Origin of the sequence: Curtobacterium sp. C2H10 (genome assembly GCF_025407985.1) — a bacterium.
Lineage (GTDB): Bacteria > Actinomycetota > Actinomycetes > Actinomycetales > Microbacteriaceae > Curtobacterium.
Genome location: NZ_JABXGF010000002.1, coordinates 56782 through 75707, shown reverse-complemented (window position 1 = coordinate 75707; position 18926 = coordinate 56782). Strand labels below are relative to the sequence as shown.

The 18926-nt window shown below is 71.5% G+C and carries 22 protein-coding genes; 15 read left to right on the top strand and 7 right to left on the bottom strand.

Annotation, left to right across the window (positions count from 1 at the left end):
• Nucleotides 1-68 precede the first annotated feature (68 nt).
• The 8 genes from HWD93_RS01555 to HWD93_RS01520 all read left to right on the top strand — a co-directional run bounded on the left by HWD93_RS01555 (nt 69) and on the right by HWD93_RS01520 (nt 8665).
• On the top strand, nt 69-1070 hold the full coding sequence (locus tag HWD93_RS01555; protein WP_261645829.1) for a matrixin family metalloprotease: 1002 nt from the start codon (nt 69-71) through the stop codon (nt 1068-1070).
• A gap of 50 nt (nt 1071-1120) precedes the next feature.
• Nucleotides 1121-1837, top strand: a complete 717-nt coding sequence (locus tag HWD93_RS01550; protein WP_070417415.1) for a GntR family transcriptional regulator — start codon at nt 1121-1123, stop codon at nt 1835-1837.
• Between the two features lie 192 nt (nt 1838-2029).
• Nucleotides 2030-3028, top strand: a complete 999-nt coding sequence (locus tag HWD93_RS01545) for a sugar phosphate isomerase/epimerase (RefSeq protein WP_261645828.1) — start codon at nt 2030-2032, stop codon at nt 3026-3028.
• Nucleotides 3025-3978 carry a 3-hydroxyacyl-CoA dehydrogenase family protein gene (locus tag HWD93_RS01540; protein WP_092385676.1) on the top strand — a complete coding sequence of 318 codons (954 nt, stop codon included), beginning with the start codon at nt 3025-3027 and terminating at the stop codon, nt 3976-3978. The genes HWD93_RS01545 and HWD93_RS01540 overlap by 4 nt, the downstream gene beginning before the upstream one ends.
• 11 nt (nt 3979-3989) lie before the next feature.
• Nucleotides 3990-4757: an SDR family NAD(P)-dependent oxidoreductase gene (locus HWD93_RS01535; protein WP_261645827.1), complete on the top strand. Its 768-nt coding sequence runs from the start codon at nt 3990-3992 to the stop codon at nt 4755-4757.
• 55 nt (nt 4758-4812) lie between these two features.
• Complete coding sequence (locus HWD93_RS01530) at nt 4813-6195, top strand: MFS transporter (protein WP_071294269.1); 1383 nt, start codon at nt 4813-4815, stop codon at nt 6193-6195.
• Nucleotides 6192-7898, top strand: a complete 1707-nt coding sequence (locus HWD93_RS01525; RefSeq protein WP_261645826.1) for a dihydroxyacetone kinase family protein — start codon at nt 6192-6194, stop codon at nt 7896-7898. Before HWD93_RS01530 ends, HWD93_RS01525 begins: the two co-directional genes overlap by 4 nt.
• Nucleotides 7895-8665, top strand: coding sequence for a triose-phosphate isomerase family protein (locus tag HWD93_RS01520; RefSeq protein WP_261645825.1), 771 nt, complete (start codon nt 7895-7897; stop codon nt 8663-8665). The genes HWD93_RS01525 and HWD93_RS01520 overlap by 4 nt, the downstream gene beginning before the upstream one ends.
• A 13-nt stretch (nt 8666-8678) precedes the next feature.
• On the opposite strand, the gene HWD93_RS01515 is transcribed toward HWD93_RS01520, so the two are convergent.
• The 5 genes from HWD93_RS01515 to HWD93_RS01495 form a co-directional block, all read right to left on the bottom strand.
• On the bottom strand, nt 8679-9350 hold the full coding sequence (locus HWD93_RS01515) for a response regulator transcription factor (protein WP_070417406.1): 672 nt from the start codon (nt 9348-9350) through the stop codon (nt 8679-8681).
• A complete protein-coding gene (locus HWD93_RS01510) occupies nt 9347-10648 on the bottom strand; it encodes a sensor histidine kinase (protein WP_139199239.1) in 1302 nt (433 codons plus the stop codon). The genes HWD93_RS01515 and HWD93_RS01510 overlap by 4 nt, the downstream gene beginning before the upstream one ends.
• Nucleotides 10649-10968: 320 nt before the next feature.
• Nucleotides 10969-11655, bottom strand: a complete 687-nt coding sequence (locus HWD93_RS01505) for an SDR family oxidoreductase (RefSeq protein WP_261645824.1) — start codon at nt 11653-11655, stop codon at nt 10969-10971.
• A gap of 74 nt (nt 11656-11729) precedes the next feature.
• A complete protein-coding gene (locus HWD93_RS01500; RefSeq protein WP_071302246.1) occupies nt 11730-12050 on the bottom strand; it encodes a hypothetical protein in 321 nt (106 codons plus the stop codon).
• Between the two features lie 11 nt (nt 12051-12061).
• Nucleotides 12062-12493: an Hsp20/alpha crystallin family protein gene (locus HWD93_RS01495; protein WP_071294275.1), complete on the bottom strand. Its 432-nt coding sequence runs from the start codon at nt 12491-12493 to the stop codon at nt 12062-12064.
• 174 nt (nt 12494-12667) lie between these two features.
• Between HWD93_RS01495 and HWD93_RS01490 the strand changes: the two genes are divergently transcribed.
• From HWD93_RS01490 to HWD93_RS01470, 5 genes are all read left to right on the top strand, one after another.
• The gene (locus HWD93_RS01490; protein WP_261645823.1) at nt 12668-13402 is read left to right on the top strand and encodes an NYN domain-containing protein; all 735 of its coding nucleotides are present in this window, start codon (nt 12668-12670) and stop codon (nt 13400-13402) included.
• A 228-nt stretch (nt 13403-13630) separates the two neighbouring features.
• Entirely contained in the window at nt 13631-13813 is a 183-nt protein-coding gene (locus tag HWD93_RS01485; protein WP_070417401.1) for a hypothetical protein, read from the top strand.
• 46 nt (nt 13814-13859) lie between these two features.
• A complete protein-coding gene (locus HWD93_RS01480) occupies nt 13860-14417 on the top strand; it encodes a MarR family winged helix-turn-helix transcriptional regulator (protein ID WP_261645822.1) in 558 nt (185 codons plus the stop codon).
• 67 nt (nt 14418-14484) lie between these two features.
• Nucleotides 14485-15093: a TetR/AcrR family transcriptional regulator gene (locus HWD93_RS01475; RefSeq protein WP_071294276.1), complete on the top strand. Its 609-nt coding sequence runs from the start codon at nt 14485-14487 to the stop codon at nt 15091-15093.
• Nucleotides 15094-15168: 75 nt separating this feature from the next.
• Complete coding sequence (locus HWD93_RS01470; RefSeq protein WP_070417398.1) at nt 15169-15480, top strand: YciI-like protein; 312 nt, start codon at nt 15169-15171, stop codon at nt 15478-15480.
• Between the two features lie 29 nt (nt 15481-15509).
• On the opposite strand, the gene HWD93_RS01465 is transcribed toward HWD93_RS01470, so the two are convergent.
• Together HWD93_RS01465 and HWD93_RS01460 are read right to left on the bottom strand one after the other, a co-directional pair.
• Entirely contained in the window at nt 15510-15983 is a 474-nt protein-coding gene (locus HWD93_RS01465) for a hypothetical protein (protein ID WP_261645821.1), read from the bottom strand.
• A 68-nt stretch (nt 15984-16051) separates the two neighbouring features.
• A complete protein-coding gene (locus HWD93_RS01460; RefSeq protein WP_261645820.1) occupies nt 16052-16606 on the bottom strand; it encodes a TetR/AcrR family transcriptional regulator in 555 nt (184 codons plus the stop codon).
• A gap of 64 nt (nt 16607-16670) precedes the next feature.
• Between HWD93_RS01460 and HWD93_RS01455 the strand changes: the two genes are divergently transcribed.
• Nucleotides 16671-17423 carry a hypothetical protein gene (locus tag HWD93_RS01455; protein ID WP_261645819.1) on the top strand — a complete coding sequence of 251 codons (753 nt, stop codon included), beginning with the start codon at nt 16671-16673 and terminating at the stop codon, nt 17421-17423.
• A gap of 182 nt (nt 17424-17605) precedes the next feature.
• Nucleotides 17606-18889, top strand: a complete 1284-nt coding sequence (locus HWD93_RS01450) for an SGNH/GDSL hydrolase family protein (protein WP_261645818.1) — start codon at nt 17606-17608, stop codon at nt 18887-18889.
• The last annotated feature ends 37 nt before the right edge of the window (nt 18890-18926 follow it).

Genomic DNA, 18926 nt, shown 5'->3' with positions numbered 1-18926 from the left:
TCCGCACACTGACTGCGCCCGGCAGGGGGCTGCCGGTACAGGGGACCAGGAGGGTCGACAACGTGCGGATGTCCACCGTGACCGCAGGGGCGGTCGTGCTCGGGATCGCGCTCGCCGCGGTCGTCTCCACGTCGGTCGGCGTCCCGCACGCCGATGCCGCACCGTCCTGCCGCGGGGACCGGATCACCGTCGCCGCGCTGTCGTCGGGGTGTGCCGTGTCGTCCGGCACGTTAGTGCTGCCGGATGGTCGGCAGTTCCGGGTGCCGCCGGTCGGGACGACGGTCTCCGCGATGCCGGTCGGCGCCGCGGGCAGTGCCGACGACGGGGACGTGTCGGTGACGAACACCGGCCGCTCGGGAGTCGCGGTCCTCGTGCACGACCAATGGTCCGGGGCGCCGGCAGCCATCCGCCAGGAGCGTGCCGCCCTCGCGCACCGGACGCTCCCGGGCGGTTCCGGACTCCGGGCCACGGGCGGAGCGTCGTCGTCGACGGCGGCCACGGGCAAGACGTCCAGCTGCTCCGCGACGGCGTACACGAAGCTCGGCTTCCGCTGGGCCAACACCGTCGAGTGGAGTTACAACCCGAACAACCAGAAGGTGTCCGGCGCAGCAGCCATCGGCGCCGGTGCCGACGCCTGGACCGGGACCACGTCGGCGTGCGGCCGGACGGTGAAGTCGACGGCGGACGACACGCCCCTCGGCAGCCGGAAGCGCGCGATGGGCGTCACCGCCACCGGTGGCTGCGGCGCGTCCGACGGCTCGAACATGGTCGGGTGGGGATCGCTGCGCGCCGGGACCCTCGCGGTGACCTGCGTCTGGTCGCGCTCGGGCGTCGCGGTCGAGGCCGACCAGCGGTACTCGACGTCGGTCGACTGGTCCGCCGCGTCGACCTGCTCGGGGAAGCGCTTCGACCTGCGCGGGGTCGCCACGCACGAATGGGGGCACGCGTACGGCCTCGGGCACACCGCGGCGACGAGCGGCCTCGTGATGAAGCCCGCGTCGACGACGTGCGAGACCGGCCAGCGGACCCTCGGCCTCGGCGACCTGATCGGCATCGACGCGCTCTACTGATCCGGAGCGGGTCGAGGCGCCCGTGATCCTGGATTCTCTAGGATCGATGCATGTCGACCACGATGCCGGGCTTCGGGACCGAGCGCATCACCCAGCTCGGGCTGCGCGACCGCGTCTACGACCGGGTGCTCGAGGTCCTGATGGGGCACGACGTCGAACCGGGCATGCGCCTGTCGATCGACGGACTGGCCCGCTCCCTCGGCGTCTCGCCGACCCCGGTGCGCGAGGCGCTCGTGCAGCTCGAACGCACCGGGCTCGTCACGCGTGAGGCCAACAAGGGGTACCGGGTGTCCCCGCCGCTCGCCGGCGACCAGCTCGAGGCCCTCTTCGACGCCCGACTCATCGTGGAGTCGGGCGCCGTCGAGCTGGCTGCGCGCGGCGACGTCCCCGCCCTGCGGTCACGGTTGGCGACGGCGCTCGCCGAGCAGGCGGCCGTGGCCGAGGAGATCGCCGCGATCGGTGCGGGTGCGGCGTCCGAGGAGCTGATGGCGCGGTTCTTCCGTGCCGACTGGCAGTTCCACCAGGTCGTCTTCGACGCGACGCGGAACCCGTTCCTCGAGGAGATGTCCGAGATCATCACGACCCGCGTCCACCGGATGCGGCAGATCGTCGAGGGTGGTGGCGACGACACCGACCGTGCCGTGCAGGAGCACCGCGCCGTCCTCGACGCACTGGCCGAGGACCCCGCATCGGCGGTCGCGGCGATGCGGCACCACATCGATGCCGTGCGGCTCCGGTCGCGAGCGGACGCGTCGCACACCGCCTGATCCGGCCCGGGCGGACGCCCGTCCCGAGGTTCGGGTCAACGGGACGGGCGTCCTGATCCTCCGTGCCCGCCCTCCTTCGGAGCCCCCCGGACGAGGGGTTTGGTCCGATCGGTTGCGAATCTCCGACGACGGAGTATCTTTCCTATAGGAAAGAGGTTCGACGACGAACCCCGACATGCGAAGGAGCATCCCGTGAGCACACCGCAGGACTGGGTCGACCAAGACTGGGACTCCAGCAGCTGGACGGCCGACACCTGGCCGATCGCGACGTGTCTGCACGGGTTCCCGCAGGCGACGCGCGACGGCGTCGCCTTCCACGACGCGGACCCGGCCGTGTGGGACGACGTGTTCGCCCAGATCGAAGCCGTCGGGTTCTCGCTCGCCGAACTCGCCGACAGCCACATCCGGCCCGCCGACCTCGAACGGTCCCGCCGCGACGAGCTGTTCGCGATCGCGAAGGCGCACGGCGTCGGCATCCCGTCGGTGCACCTGCAGCGCAAGAGCGTCGTCCAGCCCGGGCACGAGGAGGACAACCTCGCCTACGCCCACCGCACGATCGATGCGGCGGCCGAGTGGGGCATGCAGGTGTTCTCGACGGGGCTCCACCAGCCGTTCAACGAGGCCCAGCGGAAGGCGCTCTGGTTCTGGACCGCGCAGGGCCCGAAGGACCCGGACGACGCGGAGGTCCGTGCCGCCGCCGTGTCCCGTCTGCGTGAGCTCGGCGAGCACGCCGCGAGCGTCGGACTCCCGATGGCGCTGGAGCTGTACGAGGACACCTACCTCGGCACGGCGGACAGCGCCGTCCGACTCGTCGAGGAGATCGGCCTCGACAACGTCGGGCTGAACGCCGACGTCGCGAACCTCATCCGTCTGCACCGTCCGGTCGAGGACTGGAAGGAGCTGTTCGCGAAGACCCTGCCGTACACGAACTACCTCCACGTGAAGAACTACACGCGGGACGAGGCCGGCGACGGCAGCTGGGCGACGAGCGCGCCGAGCACCATGGAGGCCGGACTCATCAACTACCGCCAGGTCCTGCGCGACGCGGTCGCCGACGGCTTCCGCGGGATCGTCATGACCGAGCAGTACGGCGGGGACAGCCTCGGCGTCTGCGCCACCAACCAGCAGTACATCCGTTCCGTCCTCGCCACCTCGGTGGTCGGGGCGACGAAGCAAGGAGTCACCCGATGAGCACCCTCGACATCGCCGTCGTCGGATCCGGCTACATGGGCGGCGGGATCGCCCAGGTCCTCGCCCTCGCCGGTCACACCGTCCGGATCGCCGACGTCTCGGCGGAGATCGCCGCGTCCAACCGCGCCCGGCTCATCACCGAGACGGAGCAGTTCGTCGCGGACGGGCTGTTCCCCGCTGATGCCGTGTCGCGGGTGGACGCCCACCTCAGCGCCGCCGCCTCGATCGAGGAAGCGGTCGCCTCGGCCGACTTCATCGAGGAGGCCGTCCCCGAGAAGCTCGAGATCAAGCACGCGACGCTCCGGCGCATCAGCGAGGCCGCCCGCCCGGACGCCGTCATCGGCTCGAACACGTCGACGATCCTCATCGAGTCGCTGGCCGAGGCCGTCGTGGGTCCGGAGCGGTTCCTCGGCGTGCACTTCTCGAACCCGGCGCCGTTCATCCCCGGCGTCGAGCTCATCCCGCACCCGACGACGAACGAGCACGCGATCACGGTCGGCGAGACCGTCGTCGCGGCCACGGGCAAGCAGTCGGCGCGGGTGAAGGACTCGACCGGGTTCGTGCTGAACCGCCTGCAGTACGCACTGTTCGAGGAAGCCACGAAGATCGCCGACGAGGGCATCGCGACCCCCGACGACATCGACACCATCGTGCGGACCACGTTCGGCTTCCGCCTGCCGTTCTTCGGCCCGTTCGCGATCGCCGACATGGCCGGACTCGACGTGTACGCGTTCTGCTTCGAGTCGCTGCAGACCCGCTGGCCCGAGCGCTTCGCGACCCCGCCGTCCCTGCAGCAGCACGTCGACGCGGGCGAGCTCGGCACGAAGTCGGGTGCCGGGTACCTCGAGGTGCCCGCCGACCGCACGCCGGAACTCGTCGCCTACCGCAACAAGGCCTACGTCGCGATGCAGAAGCTCCTCGACGAGCTCGGCCCGGCCCCGATCCACTGAGGCGGAACACCATGGACAACGAACAGCAGCACCGCACCGCCGTCCTGACCGGGGCCGCATCGCCCCGGGGGATCGGCCGCGCCACCGCCCACCACCTCGCCGAGGCCGGGTGGGACATCGGCATCATCGACCTTGACCAGGACGCCAGCGCGGCGGTCGCCACCGAGATCCGCGAGCAGCACGGCGTCCGGGCCGTCGGGGTGGGCGCGAACGTCGCCGACGAGACCGCCGTCCGGGCCGCCTTCGACACGATCGAGGCCGAGCTCGACCCGATCGTCGCCCTGGTCAACCTCGCCGGGGTGTCCTCGGCGCACGCGTACCTCGACCTCCCGGAGGGGGAGTGGCACCGCGTGCTGTCGATCAACCTCGACGGCGTGCACTTCGCGAGCCTGCGGGCGGCGGAGTCGATGGTGCGGAACGGCTACGGCCGCATCGTGAACCTGTCGTCGGTCTCCGCCCAGCGCGGCGGCGGCACCTTCAGCAAGACCCCGTACACGGTCGCGAAGGCCGGCGTGATCGGTCTGACCCGTGGCCTCGCCCGCGAGCTCGGGCCGCAGGGCGTCACCGTCAACGCGATCGCCCCCGGGCCGATCGACACCGACATCATGGGCGGCACCCTGACCGAGGAGCGCAAGACCGCGATGGCCGCCGACGGCGTGCTGTCGCGGATCGGCACCCCGAGGGACATCGCCGCCGCGATCGCCTACCTCATCAGCGAGGACGCCGGGTTCGTCACGGGCCAGACGCTGAACGTCGACGGCGGCCTGTACATGCACTGACGGGTCCACCGTCCCCTCCCAACCCACCGCACCGTGCTCGCAAAGGAGCGAACCCGTGTCACTTCCCCCTGCCCCCGCGCTCGGGTCCACGCACGACCCGGCCTTGAAGTCGGCGATCGGCAAGGCGACGAAGCACCTCATGCCGATGCTCGTCATCCTGTACTTCGTCGCGTTCCTCGACCGCACCAACGTCGGGTTCGCCGAGGAGGCCCTGAGCGTCGACCGCGGCATCTCCGACGCCGCCTTCGCGCTCGGTGCCGGCATCTTCTTCATCGGCTACGCGATCTTCGAGATCCCGTCGAACCTGCTGCTCAAGCGCCTGGGTGCACGCTTCTGGCTCGCCCGCATCGCGATCACGTGGGGCATCGTCGCCGCGCTGTTCTCGTTCACGACGAACGACACGATGTTCATCATCCTGCGCTTCATCCTCGGCGTGACCGAGGCGGGGCTCTTCCCCGGCGTGATCATGTACCTGTCCGAGTGGTTCCCGAACAAGGTCCGCGTGCGGATGTTCGCGATCTTCTACCTGGCGCAGCCGTTCTCGCAGATGATCGGCGCACCGCTGTCCGGCGGACTGATCAGCTTCGGCGACCAGGCCACCCCGTTCCACGGCTGGCAGGTGATGTTCGCGGGTGAGGGACTGCTCGCGGTCCTGGCCGGCATCGCGGCCCTGGTGTTCCTGACGAACAGTCCGCAGCAGGCGAAGTGGCTCGAGCCGGGGGAGAAGGACTCACTCACGGCCGCGATGGCCCGCGAGGACACCGCCCGCAGCGAGGACGGCCCGACGGGCATCTGGAAGGCACTGGCCAGCGGTCGCGTCTGGTACTTCACGATCATCTACTTCTGCCTGCAGGTCGCCGTGTACGGCACGACCTTCTACCTGCCGCAGCAGGTCTCGTCGCTGCTCGGGCAGGACGTCGGCTGGCAGGTCGGACTGGTCGCGGCGATCCCGTGGCTCGTCGGGCTCGTCGCCTGCTACCTCGTCGGTTCGCGGGCGGACACCGTCGGGCGTCGTCGACGCTGGGGCACCTGGTTCTACATCACCACCGGCCTGTCGATCCTCGGGTCCGCCTGGGCCGGCGCGAACGGGCAGCCGATCCTCGGCATCCTGTTCATCACGCTGGCGGTCGCGAGCTTCCTCGCGGTGGGACCGATCACGTGGGCGTACCCGACGGCCTTCCTGACCGGGGCCGCAGCGGCCGCGGGCATCGGGCTCATCAACTCGCTCGGCAACCTCGGCGGGTTCGTGGCGCCGATCATGCGCACGGCGATCAACGACGTGGTGCCCACGGACAGCGGAGCGTTCGGCATCGTGTCGCTCGGGGTCCTGGCGTTCGTGGCCGCGGTGATGATCTTCTGCACGAAGTACTTCCGTGGCGCGAAGGCGGACGAGCTGCTCGACACCACGCACGTGCGCACCCAGGGGGACGAGCGATGACCCGGCTCTTCAACGACCCGGCGGACTTCGCCGACGAGTCGACCGACGGGTTCGTCGCCGCGAACGAGCGGTGGGTCCGGAAGGTCCACGGCGGGGTCGCGCGGTCGACCACGTCGCCGGACGGCACGGTCGCGCTCGTGATCGGCGGCGGGTCCGGGCACTACCCGGCGTTCGGGGGGCTCGTCGGGCACGGGCTCGCGGCCGGTGCGGCGATGGGGAACCTGTTCGCCAGCCCGAGCGCGCAGCAGGTCACGGCGGTCGCGAATGCATCCGAGCACGGCGGCGGGGTGCTCCTGAGCTACGGCAACTACGCCGGCGACGTCCTCAACTTCGACGCTGCCGCACGCGCGCTCGAGGCCTCCGGGATCAGCGTCCGCACGGTGCGGGTCACCGACGACGTGGTGAGCGCGCCCGCCGATCGCGCGCACGAACGGCGCGGGATCGCGGGTGACCTCTGCGTGTTCAAGGTCGCCGGAGCGGCCGCGGAACGTGGTGACGACCTCGACGCGGTCACGGCGATCGCCGAGCGGGCGAACGACCGCACCCGATCGTTCGGCGTCGCGTTCTCCGGCTGCTCGCTGCCCGGCGCCGAGGAACCCCTGTTCACCGTGCCCGAGGGGCGCATGGCGATCGGCATGGGCATCCACGGTGAACGCGGCATCGACGAAGCCGACGTCCCGAGCGCCGACGGACTCGCCGCGCTGCTCGTCGACCGGTTGCTCGACGAACTGCCGCCGGGGGTCACCGCCGCCGGCTCCCGCGTCGTCCCGATCCTCAACGGGCTCGGGAGCGTGAAGTACGAGGAGCTCTTCGTCGTCTACCGCTCGGTGCAGCGCCGGCTCGTCGACGCGGGCGTCGTCATCGTCGAGCCCGAGGTCGGGGAGCTCGTCACGAGCTTCGACATGGCCGGCGTCTCACTGACGCTGTTCTGGCTCGACACGGAGCTCGAGGAGCTCTGGGCCGCCCCGGCCGACACCCCCGCGTACCGCAAGGGCGGTGCCGTCTCCGCGGAGCGTGTCGCACCGTCCGTGGTGGCGGCCGACGCGGCACCCGACGAGGTCGGCCCGGCCAGCGAGGACTCCCGGGCCGTCGCCGTCCGGGTCGCCGCCGGCTTCGCCGCGGTCCGCTCGGTCATCGACGAGCACGCCGACGAACTCGGCCGCATCGACGCGGTGGCCGGCGACGGGGACCACGGCATCGGGATGCAGCGGGGATCGCACGCCGCTGCCGAGGCCGCGTCCGACGCCGTCGAGCGTGGAGCCGGTGCGGGCAGTGTGCTGCGGATCGCCGGCGACGCCTGGTCCGACAAGGCCGGTGGCACGTCCGGTGCGATCTGGGGTGCGGCCCTGGAGGCACTGGGTCGCGTGCTCGGGGACGACTCGCGTCCGACGGGTGTGGACGTCGTCGAGGCCGTCGGTGCGGCGACCGAGGCGGTCCTCGCCTTCGGCGCGGTGCCCGGGGACAAGACGATGGTGGACGCGCTCGTCCCGTTCCGCGAGGCCCTCCGCGCGAGCGTCGACGACGGTGACGCGCTCCCCGATGCCTGGCGTGCGGCGGTGTCCGCCGCGCAGGACGCTGCGCAGGGCACCGCCGAGCTGCTGCCGAGGAAGGGCCGGGCACGGACCCACGCCGAGCACGCCGTCGGGACGGTCGACCCGGGAGCGGTGTCCTTCGCGCTGATCGTGGAGGCCGTCGCGCCGTGATCACCATCGGGGTGTCGCTCAAGACGTACTTCTCGCACGCCCGGACCCTGTCGTGGGCGGCCGAGGTCGCGGACGTCGCCCGGCGGCACCCCGCGGTGACGTCCGGTGCTGCGTCCCTCTTCGTGGTGCCGACGTTCCCGGCGCTCGCCCCGGTCCGCCGCATCCTGACCGACGCCGGTGCTCCCGTGCTGCTCGGCGCCCAGGACCTGTCGTGGGCCGACGCGGGGGCGTACACCGGCGAGGTCACGGGTGCGGAGCTGCGCGAGATCGGCGTCGACCTCGTCGAGATCGGCCACGCCGAACGGCGCTCCCTGTTCCACGAGACGGACGACGAGGTCGCGGGGAAGGTGCACGCCGCCTTCCGCAACCACCTGCGGCCGCTGGTCTGCGTCGGGGAGCCGACCCGCGCCTCCCGAGCGGAGACCGTCGCCGAGGTGACCGCGCAGCTCGACCGGGCCGTCTCGACCGCGGTCGCGGACGGACTGGCGGGGCCGCTCGTCGTGGCGTACGAGCCGGTGTGGGCCATCGGCGCCCCGGCACCGGCGCCCGACGAGCACGTCGTGGGGGTGCTCGCGGGGATCGAGGAGCACCTGGCCACGCGGCCGGAACTCGCCGGGTCCGTGGTGATCTACGGCGGCAGTGCCGGACCGGGGCTGCTCACCCGCGGGCAGGGGCGGATCGGCGGCCTCTTCCTGGGGCGGTTCGCGCACGACCCGGCGGCGATCGCCACGATCCTCGACGAGGTGGCGGCGCTCGACGTCAGCTGAGCCGTGCCGCCGCTCAGGCGTCGCGAGCGCCCGCCAGCCCGTGGTCGTGCGCGTAGACCACGAGCTGTACCCGGTCCCGCAGCGCGAGCTTCCCGAGGATGCTCGAGATCTGCGTCTTCACCGTGGACTCCGTGACGAACTCCTTCGCCGCGATCTCCGCGTTCGACAACCCGCGCGAGGCCCAGCCGAACACGATGCGCTCCCGGTCCGTCAGCGACTGGAACGCCTCGGGCTGCGGCGCCGGCGCGCGCTCGACGTCGGCGCCGAACAGCTGCGAGAGGTCGTTCGGCGCGATCACCGAGCTCCCCTCGTGCACCGCCCGGACGGCCGCGAACAGGAACGGCGGCGTGGTGTCCTTCAGCAGGAAGCCGCTCGCCCCGAGGCGGATCGCGGTGGCGGCAGCGGGGTCGAGGCCGAACGTCGTCAGCACGACCACGCGGGGGAGCGGCCCCTCGACCGCGCCGGAGAACAGCTGCCGGACGGTCTCGACCCCGTCCATGCCCGACATCCGCATGTCGAGGAGCATCACGTCCGGTCGCAGCTCGGGGATGCGCGCCAGGGCCTCGGCGCCGTCGGACGCCTCGCCGACGACGACCATGTCGTCCTGGGCGTCGAGCACGACGCGGAGGCCGGCTCGGAACAGCGCCTGGTCGTCGGTGAGCAGGATGCGGATCGGATCGGTCATCGGTTGGTCCCCCCAAGGACGTCGAACGGGATGCGGGCACGTGCGGCGAACACGTCGTCGAGGACGGCGGCGTCGAAGGACCCGCCGAGTGCGGTGAGCCGGGACTGCATGCCGGCGAGGCCACGGCCGGACCCGCGGGTGCTCACCGGCGGGACGGCGACCGGGCCGGTCCCGACGGCGACCGGGCCGGTCCCGACGGTGCCGGCGCCGGGCGCGGCCGTCCCGACGGTGCCGGCGGTCGGGACGAGGTTCTCGACCTCGAGCACCAGGTCGGCCGACCGCCACGTCTCCCGCACCGTCACCGGCATCCCGGGGGCACCGTGTCGGAGCGCGTTCGTGAGCATCTCCTGCAGCACCCGGCGGGCGGCGGTCCCGCTCTCCGGCCCGAGCACGACCGGGACCCCGCGGACGGCCTGGTCGACGTCGACCCCGGCCTCGCGGATGCCCTGCACGATCTCCTCGAGCGACCCCGGGTCGGTCGAGGCGCCGGAGCCGTCGATGTGCCCGAGCACCTGCCGGACCTCGACGAGGGAGCTCCGGGCGGTGCTCGCGATCGTGGCGCTCACCTCGCGGATGCGGGCCTCGTCGGCGAGGAACGGCACCGAGTCGGCCTGCGCGATGATCACGGCGAGGGAGTGGCCGACCACGTCGTGCACGTCGCGGGCGATGTCCGCACGGATCCGCTCGGACTCGGCGACGTCGATGGCCCGGGTGGCGGTGGCCTCGGCCTCGGTAGCGACGGCCTCGGCTCGGGACGCCGCGGCCTCGGCGTCCGCCCGGCGTTCGGACTCGCGGTCCCGCGAACGGAAGGCCCGGACGGCGACCCCGCCCGCCCAGACCCCGAGGAGCGCCGTCACCGGCGCGGCCATCGCCAGGAACGCCTGGTCGCGCGGGCCGTTGATGAGGACGAGGAACCGGAAGCCGGTGAGTGCGAGGTAGAGCGTCGCGCTGATGCCGGCAACGAACGCCAGCAGGCCGGACACGATGACCTCACCGCGCGTGCCGACGACCGCCGCCGTGCCGATGACCACGAAGATGGCGATGTCGACGAGCGACGGCCGCTCGCCGCCGCCGACCTGGACGATGCCGAGGACGACGATCATGAGCATCGCCGCGGACGGCGAGACCCGTCGGAGCGCGATCGCCCCGGCCGCGGCGAGGACCGCGAAGAAGCTCGCGTGTTCGAGCTCGAGGTCGATCGGGAGCAGGAAGACGAACGCCGCGAAGACCGCCCATGCCACGTCGATGATGATCGAGCGGGTGGCGAGCGGCCGGATGAACGTGCGCCGTTCCGTCACGGCACGATCATCGCACGGGGGCGTCGTCCGCCGGTCACGGGACCGGCGACATCGCGATGAGGGCGGTGGCCGTGACCGTGACGATCGCGGCGCAGACCAGCAGGGTGGCGATCGTGTGCTTCGTCGAGGACTCCATGCTCCGAGCCTCGCCGAGCGGCGCCCGCAAGGCATCGGGCGCACGGGTGAACGCGTTCATCCGGACGGATGAAGGCGTCTGGTCCGTCGCGACGCGACCGGGTGGCGGCCAGGAGGCGCGGGTCGGGCCCGCACCGCGCCTCCTGGCCCGCGAATCGCACCGATCTGCCGGGACCGCCCGTCGGTCAGATGGTGATCTGGCCCAGCACGCGGTGGGCGATCGAGATCGACTCACCCGACACCACCGACAGCGGCGACGCGAGGAACGCGACGAGGTCGGCGATCTGCTGCGGGCTGGAGTCGCCGGGGCCACCGGGGCGGACCTCGGTGCTGGGGGTGTCCGTCACCAGCCCCGGGTTGACGACGTTCACCGTGACGCCGGAGCCGGCGGCCTCGTCGGCGAGGTTCTTCGCGATGACGCTCACCGCGGTGTTGCGGAGCGACGCGGTGATGTTGCCCGACAGGTAGGCGTTCTGTCCGCTGATCACGACGACGCGTCCGAACCCGGCCTCAAGCTGGGCCGGCAGCACCGCGTTGGCGACGCGGAGGAACCCGAGTGCCTTGCCGTCGATCGCGGTGAGGACCTGCTCGGGGTCGGACTTCTTCGCCGGGTCGAGGGTGCCGGCGCTCGGGGCCGCGGTCACGACGAGGGCGTCGATGCGGCCGTGCTGCTCGAGCACCCGCGCGACACCGGCGTCGACGGAGGCCTGGTCGGCGGTGTCGATCGCGACGCTGTCGGGGGAGTCGCCGGCGCTGCGGGAGGCCACGACGACGGTCGCCCCCTCGGCCCGGAGCCGATCGGCGACGGCGGCGCCGATGTACCCCTTCCCTCCGACGACGAGCGCGACACGGTTCTGCAGTTCGAGGTCCACGCCGTCACGCTACGCCCGGAACGCCTCGGGCTCGGCGCACGTCGTGCACCGAGCCCGAGGCGTCGTCGGTTCGATCAGCTGCGGCGACCGCTCCCGCCGACCGTCAGGAGCGCGCCGGTGTCGGTCTCGTCCGCACGCGGCGGCTCGAACAGGCCCGAGTACGCCCGGACGGCGCTCCAGCCCGCGATGAGCAGGACGGTGCCGGCGACGGCGGCGACCCACGGCACCACGGCCCACCGGTCCCAGAGCGACGGGACGGCCAGCCACGTCAGGAAGTTCCCCGCGAGGCCGCCCGTTGCCCCGAGCAGGACCGCGGTCCGTCGGTCGAGGCTGGACAGCGCGAGCGCGACCGTCACGGCGGCGATCGCGACCAGGGCGTTGACGAGGTCGAACACGGCTGCCGCTCCTACTCCCCGCTGCCGACGGCGAGCTGCTCGCGGCCACCGCCCGTGGTGACGGCGATCTTGCGGGGCTTAGCCGACTCCTTCACGGGGATCGTGACGCTCAGGACGCCGTTGTCGTAGCCGGCCGTGATGCGCTCGGCGTCGAGGCCGTCGCCGAGCGTCAGCTGACGGACGTACGTGCCCGGCTGGCGCTCTCGGGTGAGCCACTGCGAGCCCTCGGGAGCGCCGAGGGTGCGCTCGGCGCGGATGGTCAGGACCGAGCCGTCCACGTCGATGTCGACGGAACCCGGGTCGATGCCGGGCAGGTCGACGTCGAGGACGTAGTGGTCACCCGTGCGGTAGAGGTCCATCGGCATCGAGCGGGGGCCGGCGGTGCCGAGGAGGGAGCCGGCGAGACGGTCCAGCTCGCGGAACGGATCGAAGTTCATCGTCATCGGTGTCAACTCCTTCGTGCCTGGTGTTGAGTCCCCTCGACTCAACTGCGACATGTTTTAGCACTCAAGCCTGGCGAGTGCCAAAAGAACGCTCGGAATCCGCTCGGAGCCGGGGATCCCCGGCGAAATACACAGGAGTCACGGGCGTCGGCGCGGGACCCGTACCGTTTGCTCATGCGAGTCGGGGTGTACGTCGATGGGTTCAACCTCTACTACGGCGCGAGGAGCATCTGCGGTCGTTCCACTCCGGGCTGGCGGTGGCTGGATCTCCGCGCGCTGTCCGAGAACCTGCTGCGCGGAACGGGTGCGCAGTGGGGGTCGGCCACCATCGAGCGCGTCGTCTACTGCACCGCCCGGGTGAGTGGTGCGGAGAACCCGCAGGGGCAACACGACCAGGACACCTACCTCCGAGCGCTTCGACGGCACGGCGCGGTCGACGAGTTCGCCATGGGCAACTACGTCACCCGGGTCGCGACCGCACCGCTGGCGACGCCCGATCGGCGGGGACGCCCGCAGCTGACGCGCGCCGACTGGCCGCTCCAGGTCCGTGACTCCCACGGCGCCGACGTCCCCGGAGCGACCTTCATGGCATCGGTCGCCCGGCGCGAGGAGAAGGGCTCCGACGTCAACGTCGCGGCGCACCTGCTCATCGACGTGTTGACGAAGCGTGTCGACGCCGCGATCGTCATCAGCAACGACAGCGATCTCGAGTTCCCCGTCCGTCACGTGCGGACCCTCGTGCCGCTCGGACTGGTGAACCCGACGCCGGGGTACCGGGCCGGCAAGCTCGCCGGCGACCGAGATGACGGGGTCGGCGGACACTGGTGGTACCAGTTGACCGACACTGACGTGCGTGGAGCGCAGCTACCGGAACAGGTCGCCCACATCCGACGGCCCGAGTCCTGGTAGAGTCATCCCATACCACCCGGCCCCTCTGGGGCCGGGTTTTTTCATGCCCTCTGGGCGTTATTCATGCCCTCTGGGCGTTATGAATGACAGGGATGTAGTTCGGTTGGGCTGACTGTTCAGTGCGTGAACCGTACAGAACACGAATTGTTCGTTTTGCTGATCGTTCACGTTGTGAAAGACTTCGGGCGTCCGATGGGGACAGCAACGTCGACGAGGGGCGGTATCGCAATGCACAGCACGTACACCGGGATGCCGCGACAGGCACGGCTCGGCGGCACCCACACGCGCGTCGGTCTGACCGACCCCGCGATCATCGACGCCTACGTCGAGCGCCGCATCCAGGACCCGTCGCTCCTGTCCGGTCGCTCCGAACCGTCCTACGCCGACTTCTTCTCGGTCCCGGCGGCCTAGGCCCCGCACCCCCGATCCGCACCAGGCAGAGAGAACACCCGACCAGATGCCGTTGACCGTCGTCCGCCGCGAGCACATGCACCTCTACGCCCGGGAGCCCCGGTCGCGTGCCGCGAAGGGTGCCGTGGACGCGCTCCTCCGGCTGCAGCACGCCGAGGAGCAGCAGCTCGAACAGGCCCGGTCGGAGAGCGGTCTCACGAAGAACGAGTTCCTCGCGGTCCGGTACATGCTCCAGGCGCACCGGGACGGCCGGGCGATGGGGCCCAAGGACCTCGCCGTCATGCTCAACGTCTCGAACGCGTCGGTGACGAAGATCGTCGACGGGCTCGTCGAGAAGGGCGACCTCGTCCGCGCCCCGCACCCCACCGACCGTCGGGCACAGGTGCTCGAGCCCACGGTGCAGGCGGCGAAGAAGATCGACGCGTCCTACGCACGCTTCCACGAAGCCGTGGTCGAGGTGATGGACCACCTGTCCTCCGATGAGAACGACGTCCTTGCCCGCTGCCTCGTCCAGATCACCGAGGCCCTCGTCGGTGGCGCGCCAGCTCCCGTCGACGAGTACACGGTCGACCCGGACGGCGACGCGGAGCCGTACGACTCCTGAACCGGGCGGTCCGTGACGGCGCCGAGCCGCGCCTCCCGGAAAAACCTTCCAGCGGTAAGTTGGGCGCATGACGCACCCTGCCGACGACGACGCGGCCCTGCCGCGACGCGGCTACCGCAAGGGTGCCGAACGACGGACGCAGATCCTCGATGAGACGATCCGCATGGTCGCCGAGCAGGGTGTCGACGCGTCCTCGCTGCGATCCGTCGCCGACGCCCTCGGGATCACCCACGCGGCGCTGCGGCACTACTTCCCGAGCCGCGACGAACTACTGCTCGCGGTCTACCGCGAGCACGAGGTCCGCGAGCAGGGGGCGCCGGACCGGATGAAGTCCGCGATCGGGGACATGCGGGAGAGCGCCTCGCGGAATCGCGCGGTCCCGGGGCTGGTGCAGCTGTACACGACCCTGGCGGCCGATGCCGTGCAGGAGGGGCACCCCGCCACGCGAGAGTTCATGCGGGAACGGTTCACCCGGCTGCGGGCGGACCTGGCGGAGTTGATCGAGGCGGACCAGGCGTCCGGGCGGATCCGGGCCGACCTGGACCCCGTCGACCTGGCGTCCCTGAGCATCGCGGCGTCGGACGGACTGCAGGTGCAGTGGCTGCTCGACCCCGACGCGGTCGACGGCGAGCGGGTGCTGCGGTTGCTCGAGCAGATCGTGCCGCCGGCGGGCTGACCGGACCCGCCGGTCCTGCCACACTCGTGTCAGCGGGGCCGTGGGTCCCGCGCACGACAGGATCGGAGCAGGACCATGCACGCCGTACTCGAGTACACCTACGTCGACGACTACCTCGAGCGCCGAGACGCGTTCCGCCAGCAGCACCTCCGGGCGGCCTGGGCTGCGGCGGAGCGCGGCGAGCTGCTCCTCGGCGGTGCGGTCGGCGAGGGGACCGGGCCGTTCACCGCGCTGATCGTCTTCGTCGGCGACGACGCGCTCGGGCGTGCGCGGGCGTTCGCGGCGACGGACCCGTACGTGACCGGGGGACTCGTGACGTCGTGGACCGCGCGACCGTGGACGACCGTGGTGGGCGATCTCGCGGCGGGACCGGTCCGCCCCGACTGAGGCTCGCGGGAACCGGCGACGGCGTCGGGTCAGCCGTAGCCCTCGTCGGTCAGGCGCCAGCCGGCCGGCGTGTGGCGGAAGCAGAACTGCCACCCGGGGAGGTCGCCGGGTTCGGCGCCTGTCATGTTCGTCTCGGTGACGTCGACCGGGATGCACTCCTCCGCCGCCCGGCCCGTCTCCTTCGCGCTCAGTCGCGAGACCGCCCCGACATGCCGGTAGCCGAGCAGGTCGGGGTGGTCGTCGAACCACGAGGACGGGGTGCGTCCGCCGCACCAGGCCGCGTCCGGACCGCCGCTGTCGTCGGTGAGGGCCTCGGTGACGGCGCAGTCGTGTGCCTTCGCGGCCCGGAGGTAGACGCGGAGGACCTGTTCGGAGGACGCGCTCGCGGGCGGGAGCCGCACCGCCACGGTCTGCGCGTGCGTCACCGACACCACGGTCACCGTGCCGGCCGCCACGAGCACGGCGGCGACCACCCCTCCGAGCACGAGCCGACGTCTCCCCACGGCGCTCATCCTGGCAGGGGGTGGACCCGCCGATCGCCCGGTGCAGCTGCGAGTGGGTGAGGGCGCGTTCAGCTGCGCGGGAGCCCTGCGACGTACGCGCCGAGCACCGCTCGGTCGTCCACGGGCGCGACCCCCGCGACGCGGTAGAGGAGCAGTGCATCGACGAGTCCGACGAGGTCGACCGCGGATCGTCGGGGGTGGTCGACGCCGATGCGGTCGAGCAGGTCCTCCGCCGTGGCGAGCAGCGCGGCGCGCACCGGGTCGGCGCCGGTGAGGGGTGCGCGGAGCGCTTCGTCGTCCCGGAGCTCCAGGAGGAGGGCCAGGCGAGCGGCTTGCGCCTCCGCCCGCTCTGTGAGGCCCTGGAGGAACGTGGCGGCGACCTCGACGACCGTCGCGTCGTCGAGCGGCTCGTGGAGACGCAACGCGCCCAGCTCCGTCGACAGCTGCTCCGTGATGCGCGCGACGACGAGCGCGGTCAGTTCGCGCCGCGTCGACGCGTAGTACGACGTCGATCCGGCAGGCACTCCGGCCTCGGTGTCGACAGCCCGGTGCGTCAGGGCTCGGACCCCACCGCGAGCGGTGAGCCGTACTCCCGCGTCCGCCAGGTCCTCGCGTCGCCCCATGCTCTTCCCCTCTCGCCTCTACCATCGTAGTGTTCTCTACGGATGTAGAGTCGAAGGGGGCACGATGCGGGTTGCAGTGGTCGGAGGCGGGATCTCCGGAGTCGCGATCGAGGCAGCGCTGGGGGCGCACGGCTGCTCGGTCACGAGGTTGTCCCGGTCATCGGGGTTCGACGTGCTCGCGGGCGACGCGGGCGACGCGGTCGATCGGCTGGCGTCGGTCCGGCCGCAGGTCATCGTCGAGGCGACCGGACGGTTCACGACGAGTCGGCGGCGTGCGACGGACTTCTTCACGCGCTCGACGGCGGTGGTCGGTGCGGCGGCCGAACGGTCCGGGGCGCGACACGTGCTGCTGTCCATCCTCAACTGCACCAGGTCCGAGGTGCAGGGCTACGGGTACTTCGCCGGCAAGACCGCACAGGAGCGGGCAGCGGGAGCGGCGGGCCGGGGCGCCACGATCGTCCGTTCGGCCCAGTGGTTCGAGTTCGCCGCGCAGAACCTCGAGCGGTTGCGCGTCGGGCCGATCGCGCTCGTGCCGCGGATGACCATCGCTCCGGTGTCGCTCGAAGCGGTGGCGACGGTGGTGGCCGAGGTCGCGACGGGCCGGCGGTCCGCGCCGGTCGTGGAGGTCGCCGGGCCCGAGACGACGTCCCTGTGGGCGATGACGACGGCGCTGCCGCATCCGGGCGTGGTGCCCGTCCCGATGCCGATCCCGGGCCGGACGGGCCGGGCGTTCCGGGACGGGGCGCTCCTGCCCGCGGGAGACGTCGAGGTGGTCGGCCCGACGTTCGATGAGTGGCTCGCAGCTCGCGACCGGTAGCGCTCGCCCGACCGAACGGTCCGGTCCGGTCGTCATCTCTAGGCGATGCGTTGCCCCGTTCCTCTGCCTGTCACGCGAACGGGGAGCAGAAGGTGAGCTTGTTTCTGCCCTAGCGTAGGCGGGGGTGCGATCGATGCGCCCGTATCTGTCGCGGCGCATGGGGCGTCCGGAGGGGGACGAACATGCGCACGACCCGTGGCCACCGCTCTGCCGTGATCACGGCGGCCACTGCCGTCCTCGCGGTCATCGGTGCGCTCCTACCGGGCGGTGTGCAGGCCGCTCCGTCGCCCGGCAACGACGCGCTGCGTGGTGTGCGGTACGCCGCGTACGGTCACTCGTTCGGACAGGTGCAACTCGGTTCCGATTCGGTGCCGAGCCGGATGTACCCGTCCATGGTCCGCACGAGCCTCGGCGCGGATCCGACGCTCTGGTCGAACGAGACCATCAGCGGGGCCTCGACGGCGCAGATCCTCGACCGCGCGCGCTCGACGTGGAACCGCGGCGACTACGGGGTCGTCTCGTACCTCGGGAACCAGAACGACGTCGGCCGCCACGTGCCCGAGGCCACGTTCAAGGCGAACGTCCGGGGCTTCATCGACTGGGTGCGGGGAACCGGGCCGTTCCCACCCACGATCGTCATCGTGCTCGACACCCCGTCGACGACGAAGGGCTACGCGTGGTACCCGTCACCCCCGACCGACGCTGACGTCGTCCGGTACAACCGCTACCTCCGCAGCGTCGTCGCGGCGTACCCGAAGGACGGATCGGTCATCATCGCCGATGCCTTCACCGGATGGAACAAGGCGACGATGATCGGGCCCGACGGGCAGCACCCGAACGACGTCGGGCAGGCGCACATCACGGAGACGATCACCTCAGCACTGAGCGGGGTGCGGCTCCGTGAGGGGCAGAACGTCCTGACGCCGGCACCGGCGGTTCGCTACGACTCGTTCAACCGGCCCGACATGATCACCGGACTCGGCAAGGACCTGCACGGCCGGTCCTACTCCACGGTCGGCGGAGTGAAGTACGGCATCTCTGCTGGCCGTGCCTACCGAGCCAGCAGCGGGGCCGTTCGTGAATCCGCGGCCACCGTCGACACGAAGAAGGCTGCGGTCGACATCAGCCTCACCATGACGGCGATCTCCTCGAAGGGTGCGGGGCCGGTGTGGCGACTGAGCAGCGCCAAGGACTACTTCGTGCTCGACGTCCACGGGTCGGGCAAGGGCAACGCGAAGGTCTACAAGCGGGTCAACGGGCGGTTCATCCAGATCGGTAAGGCACTGAGCCGCGAGGTCAAGCCGGGGTCGACCGTGCGGGTCAGGGCCGACGGCGCGAAGATCAAGGTCTACGTCGACGGTCCCGCCGTGTACTCCAGCGCGGACAGCTTCAACGGGTCCGCCACGAGGAGCGGTGTCCGGATCACCGACACTCGCGCTCGGCTTGACGACCTCGTGATCCGGTAGGACCGGAGCCGTATCGGTTCGGGCGCGGAACTTTCTA